The 17,951-nt window shown below is 64.4% G+C and carries 18 protein-coding genes; 13 read left to right on the forward strand and 5 right to left on the reverse strand.

All coding sequences use genetic code 11. From position 1 onward, the window contains the following. Positions 1 to 6: 6 nt before the first annotated feature. Positions 7 to 804, reverse strand: coding sequence for a FadR/GntR family transcriptional regulator (locus EJ066_RS27230; protein ID WP_126043020.1), 798 nt, complete (start codon positions 802 to 804; stop codon positions 7 to 9). 101 nt (positions 805 to 905) lie between these two features. Beyond that, entirely contained in the window at positions 906 to 1,802 is an 897-nt protein-coding gene (locus tag EJ066_RS27235; RefSeq protein ID WP_126043021.1) for an NAD(P)-dependent oxidoreductase, read from the reverse strand. A 153-nt stretch (positions 1,803 to 1,955) separates the two neighbouring features. On the opposite strand from EJ066_RS27235, the gene EJ066_RS27240 reads away from it, so the two are divergent. Beyond that, complete coding sequence (locus tag EJ066_RS27240; RefSeq protein ID WP_126043022.1) at positions 1,956 to 2,888, forward strand: NAD(P)-dependent oxidoreductase; 933 nt, start codon at positions 1,956 to 1,958, stop codon at positions 2,886 to 2,888. Between the two features lie 27 nt (positions 2,889 to 2,915). On the opposite strand, the gene EJ066_RS27245 is transcribed toward EJ066_RS27240, so the two are convergent. Next, positions 2,916 to 3,749, reverse strand: coding sequence for a FadR/GntR family transcriptional regulator (locus EJ066_RS27245; protein ID WP_245454987.1), 834 nt, complete (start codon positions 3,747 to 3,749; stop codon positions 2,916 to 2,918). Positions 3,750 to 3,883: 134 nt separating this feature from the next. Beyond that, on the reverse strand, positions 3,884 to 4,873 hold the full coding sequence (locus tag EJ066_RS27250; protein WP_126043023.1) for a sugar-binding protein: 990 nt from the start codon (positions 4,871 to 4,873) through the stop codon (positions 3,884 to 3,886). 422 nt (positions 4,874 to 5,295) lie between these two features. Here EJ066_RS27250 and EJ066_RS27255 point away from each other — a divergent pair, with 422 nt between their 5' ends. The 12 genes from EJ066_RS27255 to EJ066_RS27310 all read left to right on the forward strand — a co-directional run bounded on the left by EJ066_RS27255 (position 5,296) and on the right by EJ066_RS27310 (position 16,200). Then, positions 5,296 to 6,036 carry an ATP-binding cassette domain-containing protein gene (locus EJ066_RS27255; RefSeq protein ID WP_126043024.1) on the forward strand — a complete coding sequence of 247 codons (741 nt, stop codon included), beginning with the start codon at positions 5,296 to 5,298 and terminating at the stop codon, positions 6,034 to 6,036. A 40-nt stretch (positions 6,037 to 6,076) separates the two neighbouring features. After that, complete coding sequence (locus EJ066_RS27260) at positions 6,077 to 7,075, forward strand: ABC transporter permease (RefSeq protein WP_126043025.1); 999 nt, start codon at positions 6,077 to 6,079, stop codon at positions 7,073 to 7,075. 69 nt (positions 7,076 to 7,144) lie between these two features. Further along, positions 7,145 to 7,936 carry an SDR family oxidoreductase gene (locus tag EJ066_RS27265; RefSeq protein WP_189644375.1) on the forward strand — a complete coding sequence of 264 codons (792 nt, stop codon included), beginning with the start codon at positions 7,145 to 7,147 and terminating at the stop codon, positions 7,934 to 7,936. A 172-nt stretch (positions 7,937 to 8,108) separates the two neighbouring features. Beyond that, positions 8,109 to 8,936, forward strand: coding sequence for an AraC family transcriptional regulator (locus tag EJ066_RS27270; protein ID WP_126043026.1), 828 nt, complete (start codon positions 8,109 to 8,111; stop codon positions 8,934 to 8,936). A 159-nt stretch (positions 8,937 to 9,095) separates the two neighbouring features. Beyond that, entirely contained in the window at positions 9,096 to 9,539 is a 444-nt protein-coding gene (locus tag EJ066_RS27275) for an SRPBCC family protein (protein WP_126043027.1), read from the forward strand. 16 nt (positions 9,540 to 9,555) lie between these two features. Then, on the forward strand, positions 9,556 to 10,350 hold the full coding sequence (locus tag EJ066_RS27280) for an FAD binding domain-containing protein (protein ID WP_126043028.1): 795 nt from the start codon (positions 9,556 to 9,558) through the stop codon (positions 10,348 to 10,350). Positions 10,351 to 10,405: 55 nt separating this feature from the next. Next, entirely contained in the window at positions 10,406 to 10,888 is a 483-nt protein-coding gene (locus EJ066_RS27285) for a (2Fe-2S)-binding protein (RefSeq protein WP_126043029.1), read from the forward strand. A gap of 12 nt (positions 10,889 to 10,900) precedes the next feature. Further along, on the forward strand, positions 10,901 to 12,268 hold the full coding sequence (locus EJ066_RS32455) for a xanthine dehydrogenase family protein molybdopterin-binding subunit (protein ID WP_126043030.1): 1,368 nt from the start codon (positions 10,901 to 10,903) through the stop codon (positions 12,266 to 12,268). Between the two features lies 1 nt (position 12,269). After that, on the forward strand, positions 12,270 to 13,280 hold the full coding sequence (locus EJ066_RS32460) for a molybdopterin cofactor-binding domain-containing protein (RefSeq protein WP_126043031.1): 1,011 nt from the start codon (positions 12,270 to 12,272) through the stop codon (positions 13,278 to 13,280). Positions 13,281 to 13,289: 9 nt separating this feature from the next. Then, positions 13,290 to 14,186 carry a MoxR family ATPase gene (locus EJ066_RS27300; RefSeq protein ID WP_126043032.1) on the forward strand — a complete coding sequence of 299 codons (897 nt, stop codon included), beginning with the start codon at positions 13,290 to 13,292 and terminating at the stop codon, positions 14,184 to 14,186. A gap of 131 nt (positions 14,187 to 14,317) precedes the next feature. Continuing rightward, complete coding sequence (locus tag EJ066_RS27305) at positions 14,318 to 15,313, forward strand: VWA domain-containing protein (RefSeq protein WP_348629330.1); 996 nt, start codon at positions 14,318 to 14,320, stop codon at positions 15,311 to 15,313. Next, a complete protein-coding gene (locus EJ066_RS27310) occupies positions 15,313 to 16,200 on the forward strand; it encodes an amidohydrolase (protein ID WP_189644566.1) in 888 nt (295 codons plus the stop codon). Before EJ066_RS27305 ends, EJ066_RS27310 begins: the two co-directional genes overlap by 1 nt. Positions 16,201 to 16,341: 141 nt before the next feature. Here EJ066_RS27310 and EJ066_RS27315 read toward each other — a convergent pair whose 3' ends face one another. Then, positions 16,342 to 17,793, reverse strand: coding sequence for a DHA2 family efflux MFS transporter permease subunit (locus EJ066_RS27315; protein ID WP_126043034.1), 1,452 nt, complete (start codon positions 17,791 to 17,793; stop codon positions 16,342 to 16,344). Between the last annotated feature and the right edge of the window lie 158 nt (positions 17,794 to 17,951).

Consider the following 17,951-nt stretch of genomic DNA (forward strand, 5'->3'; position numbering starts at 1 on the left):
ATCGACTTACCTCGATTTGATGACGCCGTCGGTATTGGCCAGCAGCTTGCGCACCGCGTTGCGTGCCGCATCCGGCCGCTGCAGGCGGATGTTTCTCTCGATCGCCTCGTGCAGCTTCTGCGCGTGCTGCAGATCATCCAGTTCCCGCGTCGTATAGGCGAACAGATGATCGAAAGCCGATTCGATCAGCACGCCGAGCGGCACCAGGAGATCGTTGCCCGAGGCGCGCAGGATGGCGAGATGAAAACGCGTGTCGGCGCGGGTGCGCTCCTGCAGCGTCGTCGCCTCGCCCATTTCCCGGCAGGCCCGGCTGATCTCGGCCATCTGCTCGTCCGTGCGCCGCATGGCGGCGAAAGCCGTCGCTTCGGGCTCGATGATGTGGCGGAATTCCTGCACGGTTTTCAGGAACACCTCGCGGTCGGGCGATGTCGCGTACCACGCCAGCACGTCACGATCGAGCAGGTTCCAGCGTTCTTTCGGCTCGACCCAGCTGCCGATCTTCGGGCGCGAGGCAAGCAGGCTCTTGGCCATCAGCATCTTGATCGCTTCGCGCACCGCCGAGCGGCTGACATTGAAGGTCTCCGACCATTTGGCTTCGTTGGGCAGGATGGTTCCCGGCGGATAGTCGCCGCGCACGATTCTGAGGCCGATCTCGTTGGCCAGCGACGCATGCACGCTCGATCCAGGCATACGCGCAGCGTCGGCACGGCGAACGCCGGCCGGGGCACGGCGAGCGGCGGCCGGGCGCTCGGCGGACGCCGCCTTGGCCGGTGTTTTTCCCGTGTTCGGCTTCCCGTCCCGCATGCGTTCACAAAGTCCGGATTCCGAAAGCTGTCAAGCACGGGAAAAGCCTCGGGCCGCAAAGCCCGCTTCTGTGCACAGATCAGCCCGAAGCCATCGCCCTGTCAGGCCGTCTTGACGTACTTCCGCCAGCTATGCTCCGGACGAAAACCGAGCACATCCCGCGCCTTGCGGTTGGAGAGCAGCGTCTCGTATTCGCCGAGTTCGCCCTTGACCGGCACATCGGGATAAAACCGCTTCAAGAGTTCAGCCGTCGGCAGGTCGGATGACGTGTCATCATTGGCGGCGTTGAACACCTGATAGCCGAGCCCGTCCTTCTCGATGGCCCGCAACGTGATCTGGCCGAGGTCGCGCGCGTCGACATAGCTCCAGGCGATCCGCTTGCGGAAACCCGGATCGGCGAACCATTTCGGAAACAGCGAATATTCATGCGGCTCGATGACGTTGCCGATGCGCAAGGCATAGATGTCGATGCCGCTGCGCAACGCGAAGGCGCGCGCCGTCTTCTCGTTGACGATCTTGGACAGCGCATAGCTGTCCATCGGATCGACATCGTACTCCTCGTCGAGCGGGAAATGCGTCGGATCACGCGGCTCGTTGGCGAAGACCAGCCCATAGGTCGTCTCGCTGGAGGCGATCACGACCTTGCGGATACCGAGTTTCACCGCCGCCTCGATGACATTGTAGGTGCCGAGCGCGTTGATGCGGAACACCTCGTTGTCGGGCGTGATCATGATGCGCGGGATGGCGGCGAAATGCACCACGGCATCGACTGGCTGCGCGCGCAGCGACGGGTCGAACTCATGCAGGCCCATATAGCTCGACAGCGCATTGAACACCTGCCCGCTGTCGGTGATGTCGGTGATCAGCGTGCGCACCTTGGGATTGTCGAGCGGCTTGGTGTCGATGTTGAGCACCTGGCAGCCCTGCTCGACCAGATACTGCACGACATGACGCCCGGCCTTGCCGCTGCCGCCGGTGAACATGATCCGCTTCGTCATTTTGCTCTCCACATTCCCTAGAATTCATGTGTATTGTCAGACAATATCGAACTCTGCAATCGCCTACCATGGCCTGCGGCAAAAACCCGCTTCAACACCGCGCCTGCCAACGGCAGCGTTGCTATCGACCACCCGCAAACAGGACGAACCGACATGACCACGACTGCCGCGAGCGAAAAGATCGGCTTCATCGGCCTTGGCCTGATGGGCCACGGAATCGCGAAGAACATCGTCGACAAGGGCTATTCCCTGACGTTTCTCGGCCGCAAGAACCGCGCTCCGGCGGAAGACCTGCTCGGCCGGGGCGCGAAGGAAGCGGCGACCTCGCGCGACGTGGCGGCGGCATCCGATATCGTCTTCATCTGCGTCACCGGCTCGCGCGAGGTCGAAGCCATCATCCGCGGACCCGGCGGCCTCAAGGAGGGCCTGAAAAAGGGCTCGGTCGTCGTCGATTGCTCGACCTCGGACCCAACCTCGACCGTGGCGCTTGCAGCCGAACTCAAGGCGCTCGGCGTCGACTATGTCGACGCTCCGCTCAGCCGCACGCCGAAGGAGGCCTGGGAAGGCACGCTCGACGCCATGGTCGGCGCGTCCGACGCGGTCTTTGCCCGGCTGAAGCCGGTGCTCGACACCTGGGCCGGACGCATCGTCCATATCGGCGACACCGGCGACGGCCACCGCATGAAGCTGCTCAACAATTTCATCTCGCTCGGCTACGCGGCGATCTATTCGGAGGCGCTGGCGCTGGCCGAGAAGGTCGGCATCTCGCCGCCGCGTTTCGACAGTGTCATCCGCAACGGCCGCATGGATTGCGGCTTCTACCAGACCTTCATGCGCTGGACGCTTGAAGGCGACCGCGACGCCCACAAATTCACCATCGCCAACGCCTTCAAGGACCTCACCTATCTCGAATCGATGGCGGGTGCCGCCGGCATCGCCAACCCGCTCGGCAATGCCACCAAGAACGCCTTCGCCGGCGCCTTCGCCGCCGGGCCGGCCGATCAATATGTGCCGATGCTGGCGACCCATATCGGCAAGGTCAACGGCGTCGACCTGACGCCGACCAAGGATAGGAAAAAGCAGTGAGCGGCGGCGCTAGCGTCAATGAATAAATCACCGCCGCGACCGCCCGATAACGTCGTCGGTGTTGGCGAGCAGCCTGTGCACGGCATTCCTTGCGGCCGCCGGGCGCCTGAGACGGATGTTCTTTTCGATCGCCTCATGCAGTGACTGTGCCCGCCGCTGGTCGCTGGTCTGGAGTGTGACGAAGACGAACAGATGGTCGAGCGCCGATTCGATCAGCACGCCGAGCGGCACCAGGAGATCGTTGCCCGAGGCGCGCAGGATGGCGAGATGGAAACGCGTGTCGGCGCGGGTGCGCTCCGGCAGCGTTGCCGCCTCGCCCATCTCCCGGCAGGCCTGGCTGATCTCGGCCATCTGCTCGTCGCTGTGCCGGATCGCGGCAAAGGCGCTGGCTTCCGGCTCGATGATGTGGCGGAATTCCTGGACGGTGCGCAGGAACATTTCGCGGTCGGGTGCGGTCGCGTACCAGGCCAGCACGTCACGATCGAGCAGGTTCCAGCGTTCTTTCGGCTCGACCCAGCTGCCGATCTTGGGGCGCGAGGCGAGCAGGCTCTTGGCCATCAGCATCTTGATCGCCTCGCGCACCGCCGAGCGGCTGACGTCGAAGGTCTCCGACCATTTGGCTTCGTTGGGCAGGATGGTTCCCGGCGGATAGTCGCCGCGCACGATCCTGAGACCGATCTCGTTGGCCAGCGACGCATGCACGCTCGATCCGGGGATCAGCGCTGCGTCGGCACGGCGAGCGCCGGCCGGACGGGCGGCCGGGGCCCTCACCTTGGCTGGTGCCTTGTCCTTGGCCGGTGCCTTGACCTTGGCCAGTGCCTTGACCTTGGTAAGTCGCTTATTTGGTCTTGCGTGCGACATTCATGTTCCCCGGCACGGCTGAACTCAAGGCGCGGCAAAGCTGGAGCGCATCGCCCCGGCACCGTCACCTCGTACGTTTTCGTGAACCGGTGTGACGGGGCGCCCGTCGATCGGACGCCCCGAAAACTGCGAACCTACTTCTGGATGCAGGTGTCGACCGTATCCTTGGTGCACTCGTCGAGACCGGTGAAGACCGGATCCTCGACGGGCTTGCCTTCGATCAGGTCGATCATCACCGAGGGCGCCTTGTAGCCCATCTCGAACGGCCGCTGGCCGACCAGTGCGGTCACCAGACCTTCACGGGCAATCGCCACTTCGTCACCGATCGTATCGGCGGCGCCGATGACGAACTCGTTGCTGGCGATCTTCTCGGCCATCGGCTTGAACAGGTCGCGATAGGGCTGCGGCGCGCCGAACAGCGGCCAGCCGCCCATGATGCCGAAGGCGTCGAGGTCGGGATTGGCGGCGAGGATATCGGTCATCGCCTGCACGCCCTTGGCGCCGTCGTCATTGGTGAACACCGGGCAGCCTGCGACCTCGGTCCAGCCGCCCTCGCCGGCCAGCGCCGGGAGATCCTTCTGGCCTGAAAGCGCGTCGCGCATGCCCTGGGCGCGGCGCAGGATGTTGTCGGCCGCTGGATTGCCTTCAATGGTGCAGATCTTGCCACCATCCGGCTTGCCCTTCTTGATGTACTCGCCGATCTTGAAGCCCATCAGATAATTGTCGGTGCCGAGATAGGTCTTGCGCAGCGCCGCATCTTCCTTGGCAAGGTCGGCGTCGAGGGTCATGATCGGGATCGACGGATTGGCGCTTTTGATCGTCTGCGCGATCAGCGGCGCGTTGGACGGCGAAATGGCCATCGCCACCGTGTCCGGCTTGCTCAGCATGTCCTGGACGATCTGGGCTTCGCCGGCCTCGTCGGAGGTCGATGCCGGTCCGGTGTAGAAGCACTCATATTCCGAGCTGGCGTTTTCCGAGTTCCACTTCTCGCAGCCCTGGTGGATGGCCTCGAAGAATGGATTGTCGAGACCCTTGACCACGATGACGAGCTGTTTCTTGGCCAAAGCCGGCCCGGCACCCAACGCCAACATGGCGACGGCAGCGAGCAATAGTGATTTCCTCATGTCAGTCCTCCCTTGAAACAGACGGACACGACGTGCCCGCCACACAGATCAGCCCGGATGCGCGATGACAGAGGTTCGTTTCGCGAGCGCTCGTGTCGCCAAGCCGGGCCGATAAGCATTTCCAGATACGGTCGCGGACCAGCGCGACGGACGCTGCCCGATCCTCGACCGATAAACCTCCGCCGCCCCCGCCCGGCGAGCCGGAACAGGAGATCGGCATAATCTCTCGACGCTTAGCTAATATCGGCTTGCGACCAAGGTCAATGCTATTTGTCCTACAAAACGGATTTTTCGAAAGAGGCCGCTGTTGACGCCAAGGGGGCATGTGCGTAAATGGGCGAAAGCGCTGTTTCCGGGAGGGGCTGGAGAGAGCGAGGCCGCGGCAGAACCGCTGGCCTGAAAGCACGGGAGGAAGAAGGCTGGTGGCGGTTCTCGAACTCACCAACATCTCGAAACATTTCGGCGCCATCCAGGCGGTCAACGACGTGTCGCTGTCGATCGAGGCCGGACAGGTGGTCGGCCTGATGGGCGACAACGGCGCCGGCAAGTCGACGCTGGTCAAGATGATCGCCGGCAACTTCCCCCCGAGCCACGGCACGATGCAGATGGACGGCAAGGAGCTGGTCCTGCACAAGCCTGTGGAGGCGCGTCAGCACGGCATCGAGATCGTCCATCAGGACCTGGCGCTGTGCAACAATCTGACGGCCGCCGCCAACGTCTATCTCGGCCGCGAGCTGCGCCGCGGCGTCGGGCCGTTTCGCATCCTCGACTACGCCGCGATGTACAAGCGCGCCGGACAGATCTTCGCCGAGCTGAAATCCGAGACCCGCCCGCGCGACCTGGTCAAGCAGATGTCGGGCGGCCAGCGGCAGGCGGTGGCGATCGCCCGCACCATGCTTTCGCAAGCCAAGATCGTGCTGATGGACGAGCCGACGGCGGCGATCTCGGTCCGGCAGGTCGCCGAAGTGCTGAACCTGATCCGCCATTTGCGCGACCAGGGCATCGCAGTCGTGCTGATCAGCCACCGCATGCCCGACGTCTTCGACGTTGCCGAGCGCGTCATCGTCATGCGGCGCGGCCGCAAGGTCGCCGACAAGACGATCGCGTCGAGTTCGCCCGAGGAAGTCACGGGCTTGATCACCGGCGCCATCGAACAGGTTTGATGTCGGCGGGTTTCACCACGCAAGCAGATAAAGGTCGACGATGGCAGTAACTCTTGACCAGACGATCGCGCAGAAACAGCACACTTTGCTGACCAGGGTGTTTGCCAGCCAGACCTTCTGGGTGGTGATCGCGGTCATCCTCGCCTGCCTGTTCCTGTCCGTGGCCACGGATTCCTTCGCCACGACCAAGAACCTCTACAACATCACCCGCAACGTCACCTTCGTCGCCATCGTCGCGCTGGGCATGACCTTCGTCATCATCACCGGCGGCATCGACCTGTCGGTCGGCTCGGTGCTTTGCCTATGTTCGATGGTGCTGGCCGTGACCATGCATGCCGGCTATGGCATCGAGATCGGCATTGCCGCTTCGATCGCGACAGCGCTGATCATCGGCGCCTTCAACGGTGTCTTGATCGCCTATCTTGGCTTTCCGCCCTTCGTGGTGACGCTCGGCATGCTGTCGATCGCGCGCAGCCTAGCCATGGTCGCCTCCAACAACACTGTCGTCTTCCAGTTCGGACCGGACCACGACAAGCTTCTCGCACTGGGCGGCGGCGCCTGGGTGTTCGGCATCGCCAATCCGGTGCTTTACACGATCGTGCTGGCGCTGATCACCGGCTTCACGCTGCGCTGGACGAAGTTCGGCCGGCACATCTTCGCCATTGGCGGCAACGAGCATGCGGCGACGCTGACCGGCGTTCCGGTGCGCCAGATCAAGGTCGCGGTCTACATGATCTCGGCGCTGGCCGCGGGTGTTGCCGGCATCATCCAGACCGGCTGGCTGGGCGCTGTCACCACCAATCTCGGCGCTGGCATGGAGCTTCAGGTGATCGCCGCGACCGTCATCGGCGGCGCCAATCTGGCCGGCGGCGTCGGCACGGCTTTCGGCGCCGTCGTCGGCGCGGCGCTGATCGAGGTGATCCGCAACAGCCTCGGCCTGCTCGGCATCAATGCCTTCTGGCAAGGCACCTTCATTGGCGGCGCCATTCTGCTGGCGGTCCTGTTCGACCGGATCCGCAATTTCAGGCGCAACGATTAATTTAGGACCATGATCCCGAACCGAAGGGCCGCATCAGCGAAAAGTGCAGGCCGGTTTTCGGATAGGATCATGGCCAAAACAAAAGAGAGCCTGGTGACGAAATCGCTGTTCAGTCTCGACGGGCGGCTGGTGCTGATCACCGGTTCGGGCCAGGGCATCGGCTTTGCCCTGGCGCAGGGCCTTGCCGGGCATGGCGCGAGCGTGGTGCTGAACGGCCGCGACCCGGACAAGGTCGGAGGCGCTGTCGCGCGGCTGCGCGACGCCGGCTTCGAGGCGCATGCGTCGATCTTCGACGTGACGGATTTTCAGGCGGTCAATGAGGACGTTGCCCGGATCGAGGCCGAGATCGGCGCCATCGACATCCTCGTCAACAATGCCGGCGTGCAGTTCCGCGCCCCGCTCGAGGATTTTCCCGAGGATCAGTGGGAGCGCCTGTTCAAGACGAATGTCTCGGGCGCCTTCCACGCCGGCAAGGCGGTGGCGCGGCACATGATCCCGCGCGGCAGGGGCAAGATCGTCAACATCGGTTCGGTGCAGAGCGAACTGGCGAGAGCCGGCATCGCCCCCTATACCGCGACCAAGGGCGCGATCAGGAACCTGACCAGGGGCATGTGCGCCGACTGGGCGAAATACGGCCTGCAGATCAATGCGATCGCACCCGGCTATTTCCGCACCGAGATGAACCAGGCGCTGGTCGACAATCCGGAATTTTCCGCCTGGCTGGAGAAGCGCACGCCGGCCGGGCGCTGGGGCAATGTCGACGAACTGATCGGCGCGGCCGTCTTCCTGGCCTCGGACGCGTCGTCCTTCGTCAATGGCCACACGCTCTATGTCGACGGCGGCCTGACCGCTTCGGTCTAGCCATACCGACTTGGAAACATTCACCTTCTTCCTATCGCTCAGTCTGAAAATCAGCCGGCGCGGCCCATGGCGGGCGCCAGGCGTGCGCATGCGCCTTGACGCAGGCCCGGACTGAGCCGCACTATCCCATTGCAGGCGAAGGGAGGCCAGTCGCCTGCGGGAGGATATACCCATGACGGAAGCGATCAGGCTCTACTGGGGCCGGTTCGGACATGTTTCTGTCCTGAACGTCGCCAGCGACTTCGTCACCCATGCCCATGTCGAGGCGCATATCATCATCTGGCTGGAGGGCACGGCGGGCGAGATGACCATCGGCCGCGAGACGGTGCGGCTTGGACCCGGCACCGCTGCCGGCATCAATTCCTTCCAGCCGCACAGCCACGCTTTGTCCCGCGACGGCACGCCCGGCCTGTTCCTGGCTTTTTACATCGACCCGGACTGGGCGCGCCGGCGCCGTGACCTGCCTTCATCCGCGCCGCTGTTTTCAGCGCCGGCGATCACGCTGGAGCCCTGGCTGCACAAGGCGGCGGCCAACCTTCTCGACCATCTCAGCGACAATGAGAGCATCGACGACATCGCCAACTACGAGATCGAACGCTTCATCGACAGCGTGCTCGATGCCGCCGACGCCTCGGCGCCGCAAGTGGCACGCGCCCGTGTTCATACGATGCAGGACTTCCGCGTCCGCAAGGCGATCCAGCTGATGAAGGCCAATGTCTGCGAGCGCATCTGCTTCGACGATGTGGCGCGCAGCGTCGGCCTGTCGCGGCCGCATTTCTTCGCGCTGTTCAAGGAACAGACCAACCTCACGCCCAACGTCTACTGGAACACGCTGCGCATGGAGGAAGCGGTGCGGCAATTGCAATGGTCGCAAGAGCCGCTGATCTCGGTCGCCTGCAATCTCGGCTTCACCACGCAGGGCAATTTCTCGCGCTTCTTCCGCGACCATGTCGGCGTCCCGCCGACACTTTACCGCGAGGCGGCGCGGGCCATTTCCTGAGCCGCCGCCAGCCTTTTCAGCCTGCCTATTTTCAGACTGCCATTTCAGACTGCGCACGTTTTTCAGACTCATTGATAGGCGTTCAAGACGCATTGATAAGCACGGCCGGGCTTGCCGCCCTAGCCTTCTGAGGTGCTAACTCGCAAGGGAGCGTTTCATATGGCGAAAGTCACCATCTCCAGCGTCATCGACGCACCGGTTGAAAAGGTCTGGGCGCGCATACGCGACTTCAACGGTCTGCCGAGCTGGCATCCGCGCATGGTCGAGAGCCATATCGAAGACGGAAAGGATGCCGGCACGATTGGCTGCGTGCGCAACTTCCAGCTCGCCAGCGGCGCCCGCCTCCGTGAAAAACTGCTCGACTTCTCCGACGAGAACTTTCTCGTCAGCTACTCCATCCTGGAAACGCCGCAGCCGCTCACCGATCACAAGGCGACGCTGCAGTTGCGCCGGGTGACCGATGGCGACCGCACCTATGCCGAATGGACCGCCAGCTTCGACGCGCCCCCGGAAGAAGCCGACAAATTGGCCGAAGGCATGGGTGCCAACGTCTTCCAAGGCGGTTTCAACGCTTTGAAAAGTCATTTCGCTGGCCAAAGTTGAGCAAAGGGAGCGTTCCATGGCGCTTGCACTGCAGACTTTTTCGACGGTGAAGGACGCGAATGCGGCGCTAAGAGCCGCCGGCACCCGCTATCTCGGCGGCGGCACGCTGGTCGTTCGCGCCGCCAATGAAGGCGACGTGTCGCTCTCCAGCTTCGTGCGCTCGACCGAACCGTCCCTGTCGGCCATCACCGTTTCCAGCGGCAAGGTCAGCATCGGCGCTTCGGTGACGATGGCGGCGATCGCCCGTCACCCGGGTCTCGCTGCACTTAGCGGGGCGGCGCGCGCCGTCGGCGGCCCGGCGATACGCAACATGGCGACCGTCGGCGGCAATCTATTCGCACCGGCGCCCTATGGCGACTTCACCGTCGCGCTGCTGGCGTTGGATGCCACCGTCAGCAGCGATAATGGTGACCTGCCGATCGAAGCCTTCCTGGCAACACGCGAAAGCAACCAAGCCATTGTCACAGCAGTCCGGTTTGAGCTTCGGACGGAAGGCGTCTTTCGCTTCCTGAAAGTGTCGCGGGTCAAGCCGAAGGGCGTCTCGGTGCTGAGCATCGCCGCCGTGCTGGAACAGGCGCCGGACGGGACCGTGTCTTCTTCGCGGATCGCGCTTGGCTGCATGGCCGACCGCCCGATGCGCGCCAAGGCGGCGGAGAAGGCATTGGTAGGCCGGACGCTGACCAGCGACGGCATCGCGCCGGCGCTGACTGTGGCGAGCGATGACACTTCGCCCGCCACTGATCCGATCGCCAGTGCCTGGTATCGCACGCAAGTCCTGCCGGTCCATCTCGGCCGGCTGCTGCTCGCCTGAAACATCCATTGGGAGGCGCGCGCTTGCCCCACGAGCAGGCGCGCAAGGAGGAAACATGGCAAAGGTCCCGGTCCAGTTCACGCTCAACGGCGCGGAGAAGGCCGAATTCATCGACAGCGGCACGACGCTGCTCAACGCACTGCGCGACAAGATCGGCGACACCTCGCCGAAGGGCGGCTGTCACCAGGGGACATGCGGCGCCTGCTCGGTCATCATCGACGGCGAGCTCCGGCTTTCCTGCCTGACGCTGGCCGAAACCTGCAACGGTGCGGCAATCATCACGACATCGGGGCTTTCGGAGGGCGGCGTGCTGCATCCTTTGCAGCGCGCCTTCCTCGACGCCTTCGCCACCCAGTGCGGCTTCTGCACGCCGGGCATGATCATGGCTGCCAAGGTTCTGCTCGACCACACGCCGAACCCCAGCCGCGACGAGGTGGTCGAGGCGCTGTCGGGCAATATCTGCCGCTGCACCGGTTACGAGCCGATCATCCAGGCTGTGCTGACCGCCGCGCGATCCAATTCGCAGAATGCTGCTTGAGGAGGTCGGGAAATGGAGCTCCGCAAGAACTACTTCGCCGACCAGCGCAAGGACGATCTGCACGAGATCGGCCAGCCGCGGCCGCGCTCCGATTCACCCGGCCATGTCACCGGCAAGACCGCCTATTTCGCCGACCGCAACTTTCCCGGCATGCTGCATCTGAAGATGGTGCGCAGTCCGCATCATCACGCCCGCATCCGCAGCATCGACACTTCCGAGGCGGAAAAGCATCCGGGCGTCGTCAAGGTGCTGACGGCCAAGGACGTGCCGCACAATGTCTACACCATCCTCATCCTGATCCAGATCGGGCCGGAGGACGAGACGGTGCTGGCCGACGGCAAGGTGCGCTGGAAGGGCGAGGCCGTGGTGGCGGTGCTGGCCGAGACCGAGCGTGCAGCACAAGAGGCCGCCGCCAAGGTCAAGGTCGACTACGAGGTGCTGCCGGCCGTCTTCGACATGGAGGAAGCGCTGAAGCCCGGCGCGCCGCTGGTCAACGAATATCACGGCCAGAACTATTACCTCTATGACAGCGGCGAATGCCGCAAGGTGCGCTTCGGCGATGTCGAGGCGGGCTTCGCAGGTGCCGACCACGTGCTCGAGCAGACCTACCAGTCTTCGCCGATCGAGCACGCGCCGACCGAGACGACCGGCTGCATCGTCGCGCCCGAGGGCAACGACCGCTTCACCTGCTACACCAACACGCAGGCAATGTTCTTCACCCTCGACAATGCCTCGATCATCCTGCAGATGCCCGGCAACAAGCTGCATTTCGTCGGCGGCACCGTCGGCGGCGGCTTCGGCGGCAAGGTCGACGTCATCGTCGAGCCGATCGCCATCCTCGGCGCCAAGCTGACCGGCCGTCCGGTCTCCTTCATCTACAGCCGCGAGGAAGAGATGCAGATCTCCTCGCCGCGCGCCGCCGAAAAGGTCGTCATCAAGGACGGCGTCATGAACGACGGCCGCATCGTCGCCCGCAAGGTCACCGGCTACACCGACGCCGGCGCCTATTCGCGCCACTCGCCCTATGGCGCGCAGAAGGGCGCCGGCCACTATCCCGGCCCTTACACGATCCCGAATGTTTGGATCGACACCTATTGCGTCTACACCAACCGCACGCCCTCCTCCGCCATGCGCGGCTTCGGCGTCACCATCGGCGATTTCGCGCTGGAGGTGCAGATGGACAAGCTCGCCCGGCTGATCGGCATGGACCCGCTCGAATTCCGCTTCATCAACGCGTATCGCGACGGCGATATGAAGGCGCATCGCCAGCCGACGGAGGGGGCGGCGCTGATCGAGTGCATGCAGGAAGCCTCGCGCGCCGCCAACTGGCCGGTGGCGGAGAAGTACCTCTCCATGTCGTCCTACCCGAAGGGAGCTTGAGATGGCGATCAGGCGCGGACGCGGCGTCGCCGCGATCAACTATCCGACCGGGATGAACCTCGGCGGCGACCCGACCCAGGCGCTGGTGCATTCGACGCCGACCGGCAACTTCATGGTGACGCTCTCCAGCGTCGATCTCGGCCAAGGGATGAAGCAGATCATGGCGCAGATCTGCGCCGAGACGATCGGCGTGCCGACCGACCGCGTCGTCGTCGACACCGCCGACACCGACACCGGCCCGCACTGCATGGGCACCTTCGCCTCGCGCGGCACGCACCGCGCCGGCAACGCCGTCATCCAGGCGGCCAGGGAAGCCCGCCAGGTGATGCTGGAAGTGGCGGCCGAGGAATTGGAGGTCAACGCCTCGGACCTCGAGACCGACGGCGAGGGCAACATCCTGGTCAAGGGCGCGCCGCAGAAGTCGATCTCGATCTTCGATGTCGCGCTGTCGGCGCATTTCAAGCGCGGCCGCTCGATTTCCGGCCGCGGCATGTTCCTCATCCCCCGCTCCTATCCGGAGAAGGAGACAGGCGCGATGAAGCCGTCGACCTGCTATGCCCATGCCTGCACCGTGGCCGAGGTCGAGGTCGACGACGAGACCGGCGAAGTCACCGTGCTCACCGTCAAGAACGTCTTTGAGATCGGCCGGGCGCTGAACCCGAAAATGGTCGAGCAGCAGCTCGTCGGCGGCTCATGGATGGGCATCAGCCATGCGCTCTACGAGACAACCGAACCCTACTATCCCAACCGCGACCATGGTGGCACCGACTTCAACCAATATCTGATGCCGGGACCGGGCGATCTCGCGCAAACCGAGATCATCGTGCTGGAGCGGCCGTCGGCCGACGGACCCTATGGCGCCAAGGGGCCGGGCGAAATGTGCGCCAACCCGCAGATCCCCGCGGTCGCCAACGCCGTTTTCGACGCGGTCGGCGTGCGCATCGACACGCTGCCGATCACGCCGGAGCGCATCCTGCGGGCGCTGAAAACGCAGGCCGACGCGCCGAACTGAGTGTTGGAAATGCCAAAGAGAAGCGCCCGGACTACAAGCGCCGAGACTGTCGCAATCTCGCCGGAAGCGGTGGCGTCGCGCCTCGCCGCCTCGCGCTATCTGGCCGATGAAAGCCTGGCGACCGCCATCTTCCTGGCGATACGGCTGGGCAAGCCGCTGCTGCTCGAAGGCGCGCCGGGCGTCGGCAAGACGGAGGCGGCAAAAGCGATCGCCGAAGTGCTCGGGCGCGATCTCGTGCGGCTGCAATGCTATGAAGGCATCGATGCCGCGCATGCGCTTTACGAATGGAACTACCAGCGCCAGTTGCTCGCCATCCGCCATGCCGGCGAACACGAGATCGACATCTATGACGATCGGTTCCTGATTGCGCGGCCGCTGCTGCAGGTGCTGAAGGCGCCGGAAAAGCGCGTGCTGCTGGTCGACGAGATCGACCGTTCGGATCATGAGTTCGAAGCGCTGCTGTTGGAGTTCCTCTCCGATTTCCAGATCAGCATTCCCGAACGCGGCACCATTCGCGCCACGGCGCAGCCGATCGTCATCCTGACCTCGAACCGCACCCGCGAGCTGGCGGAGGCACTGCGGCGGCGCTGCGTCTACCACTGGATCACCTATCCCGACGCCGAGCGCGAGGCCGCCATCATCATGCTGCGCGCCGGCGACGTGGCGCAAGCCACTGCGCGCGCAGTGGCTTGCGCCGTGCACGACATCCGCGCCCGTCCGCTGGCCAAGCCGCCCGGCATCGCCGAAGCGGTCGAATGGGCGAACGCCGCGACAATCCTCGAGAAAGGCGGCAGCCCGTGGCCAGAGGCCTTCCGCCGCGCCATCGGCGTGCTGATCAAGGACGAGGAGGACCTGTCCTATCTCGCGCCCGAGCTTGGCCGGATCGTCGAGGAGGCATTGGCGTGAGCGCAACGCTGCCTCGGGCGGCTGCGCCCTTGCTCGGTTTCGGGCGGCGGCTGCGCCGCTTCGGTTTTCCGATCGCGCCCGAGCAGGTGTCGGGCTTCATGCAGGCGGTGACGCTGCTTGGCCCCCGCTCGATGAATGATATCCACGAGGCCGCCCTTGCCACGCTGGCACCGCCGCCCGATCGCCGCGACGAATTCGAAGCGCATTTCCAAAGCTATTTCTACGGCAGCACCGCAGCCGTGGTCGAAGGCGAGGCCGACGAGGAAACCCGCATCAAGGACGACGGCGGCGCGAGCGAAGAAGAAACCCAGGTGGCCCGCCAGGAGGAGGGCGGCGAACTGGCGTCCGGCGCCGAACAGTTGAGCACCCGCGCCTTTCAGCGCGACGGCGACGGGCTTGCCGCCTTCCGCCGCAAGCTTTCCGCCGCCCTGCCCGCCCGGCGCTCCTTCCGCGCCGTGCGCACGCACGCACGCGGCAAGCTCGATCTGCGCCGGTCGCTAAGGGAAATCGTCAGTGCCGACGGCGATGTCCCCTCGCCGCTGCTGCGCCGCAGGCAGATCGTCCCGCGCAAGCTGCTGATGTTGATCGACGTGTCGGGCTCGATGAAGCTGCACACGTCGGACTATCTCAAGCTGGCGCATGCGGCGGTGCAAGGCGCGGACCGGGCGGAGATATTCACCTTCGGGACGCGGCTGACCCGTATCACCCCGGCGCTGCGCATTCGCGACCGCGACCAGGCGCTGGCTCGCGTGGCAGCACTAGTCGACGACTGGGATGGCGGCACCCGCATGGGGCCGACGCTGCTCGCCTTCCTGTCGGTGCCGCGCTTTTCCGCTTTCGCGCGTGGTGCGGCGGTCGTCATCCTGTCCGATGCGCTGGAGCGCGGCGACCATGCCGAGCTGGAAATGGCGATGCGCCGGCTGAGCGCCCGCGCCTTCCGGCTTTCGCTGGCGACGCCGCTGGCCGGAGATCCGCGCTTCCAGCCGGCGACAGCAGCGCTTCGCGCCATCCTGCCGGTACTCGACGATCTCGTCGATGGTTCCTCGATCTCGGGTCTCACCGATTTCATCCTGTCGCTTGCCCGCCCCGCTCCGACGGCCGCGGCAATCTGGAAAAGGGTTTCATGATGCAAAAGGCGATCGACGCGCATTTCCACATCTGGCGCCAAAACGATCAGCCCTGGCTGCGCGGGCCGATGGTGCCGCGCATCTTCGGCCCCTACGAGCCGATCCGCCGCGACTATCCGATCGAGGAATTCCTGGCCGACCAGAAGGGCTCCGGCGTCGAGAAGGCGGTCTACGTCCAGACCAACTGGGCCAAGGAGGATTTCGAGACCGAGGTCGCCTTCCTGCAGAAGACAGCCGATGAGACCGGCTGGCCGCACGCCATCGTCGGCTACGCCGACATGACAGTGGACGATGTCAGGCCCCAGATCGACCGGCTCAAAGAATACCCATTGCTGCGCGGCGTGCGCATGCAGCTGCACTGGCACGAAACGCCGGCCTTCCGCTTCGCCACAGCAGCGGATCAGGTGATCGACCCGAAGGTGCGGGCCAATGTGGCGCGGCTGAAGGACTATGGCCTGTCTTTCGACCTGCAGCTTTTCCCGGCCCAGATGATGGACGGGCTGACGCTGGTCCGCGAGAATCCGGAGACCAATTTCATCCTCACCCATGCCGGCATGCTGACCGACATGTCGGAGGAAACCACGGAAGCCTGGAAGGCCGGCCTGCGCACCCTTTCGGCGGCGCCCAATCTCTATGCCAAGCTCTCCGGCCTCGGCACCTTCGTTCACCGCAACGACCCGGCTCTGATCGGCTATATCGTCGACAACGCGATCGACATCCTCGGCAGCGGCCACCTGATGTTCGGCTCGAACTTCCCGATCGAAAAACTGTGGACCGGCCATGCCGAGCTGATCAAGGCGCACCGCGAGGCGGTGGCCAAGCACGGCGCGGCGGCCGAAGCGGATATTTTCTGGAGCACTGCCGAGCGGGTTTACAGGCCGGTGTGAGAGTACGCGCCTTTCCTTCTCCCTCCACCTCGAACGTTTGATTCTTCGTGCGAGGAAACGTGGCTAATGCACGGCCGCGTATATTGTTTTTTGTCCTCGCCTCCGCCGACACAGGGCGGACAACGCCGCCGATTTTCGATTTCAGTTCCGCGGCAAATGGCCCGAAACCTCGGCGCCCGCGGCCGGCGGCAGCACCAGGAAGCGGAACGAGGCCATGAGCCCGACAGCGCCGATCGCCAGGAAGGCGAAACGGAAATCGACGAGGTCGAGCGCCGGTCCGCCCCTCGCGATCTGCGACAGGTTGAGCAGCGCCGCCGCTACCGCCACGCCGAACAGCAACGCCATTTGCTGCAGCATGCTGGACAGCGTCGCCGCCGAGCTGCGCTGCGGCGCGGCCACGTCGGCGAAGGCCAGCGTGTTGAGCGCGGTGAACTGCATCGAACGCGTCAATCCGGCAATCAGCATCAGCGCCACCACCAGCGCCTGCGGGGTCTGCGGCGATATCGCCGCGCAGGCCATGATCGACAAAGAAGCGATCACGCCGTTGATGACCAGCACCGGGCGGAAGCCGAAGCGTCGCAGCGTCGGTGTCGTCACCGTCTTCATGCCGAGATTGCCGAGGAAATAAGCGAGAATCAGCATGCCGGCATCGACGGGTCTCAGGCCGAAGCCGACCTGGAACAGCAGCGGCAGCAGGAACGGTGTGGCGTTGATGGCGACCCGGAAAATGGTGCCGCCCGACAGCGTCGAGATGGCGAAAGTCTGCACTTTGAACGCTGTGAGGTCGAGCAGCGGATTCTTTGCACGCACCAGATGCCGCATAGCCAGCCAGCCGATTAGGATGCCGGCGGCAAGCAGCGCGACGGTCGGCAAGGCGCCGTCTTCCGGATGTGCGATGCGTTCGAGGCCGTAAAGCAGGCAAGCAAGCCCGACCGAGGTCAAAAGGAACCCCGGCCAGTCGAGCGGCTTGGTTTCGGAATCGCGGTCGCCGGGGATGAAGCGAGCAACCAGCGCCAGCCCTGCTGCGCCAAGCGGGATGTTGATGAAGAAATTCCAGTGCCAGGAGAGATAGGTGGTGATGAAGCCGCCCAGCACCGGTCCGATCACCGGCGCGAACAGCGCCGGCCAGGTGATCAGCGCGGTGGCGTTGAGGAGTTCCGATTTCGGCGCGTTGCGCAGCACCAGGATGCGGCCGACCGGCGTCATCAGCGCACTACCCAGACCTTGCACGGCACGCGCGGCGACGAACTGGGTTAGGTTCTGCGAGATGCCGCAGGCGATCGAAGCCAGCGTGAACAGCGCGATCGCCACGAGGAAGATGTTGCGCGCGCCAAAGCGGTCGGCAAGCCAGCCCGACAGCGGCACGAACACCGCCATGGTCAGCATGTAGACGGTGATGCCGATGCTCATCGCCACCGCCGGCACGCCGAAGGATGCTCCCATCTGCGGAAGCGATGTCGAGATGATCGTCGAATCCAGAAGCTGCATGAAGAAGGCGACGGCGACGATCAGCGCCACGCGCCGCGCCGCCGTCGCGGTTTCGGCCAAGGCTTCGTTTTCGGGAATGGCTTTGTTTTCGGGAATGGCGGTCATGCACAGAACTGTCCGAAGCTCTATCGGCAACCGAACAATTGTCCGGCAAATCGATGACGCACCGGTTTGAACAGCATTTGGGCGGCGCCGTCCAGACATGGACCAACAAACTTTCGTGTCGTATCGCAACCTGTTATGCGATGACTGAGCCGCGCCAT

The sequence above is a fragment of the Mesorhizobium sp. M9A.F.Ca.ET.002.03.1.2 genome, assembly GCF_003952365.1.
Classification (GTDB): Bacteria; Pseudomonadota; Alphaproteobacteria; order Rhizobiales; family Rhizobiaceae; genus Mesorhizobium.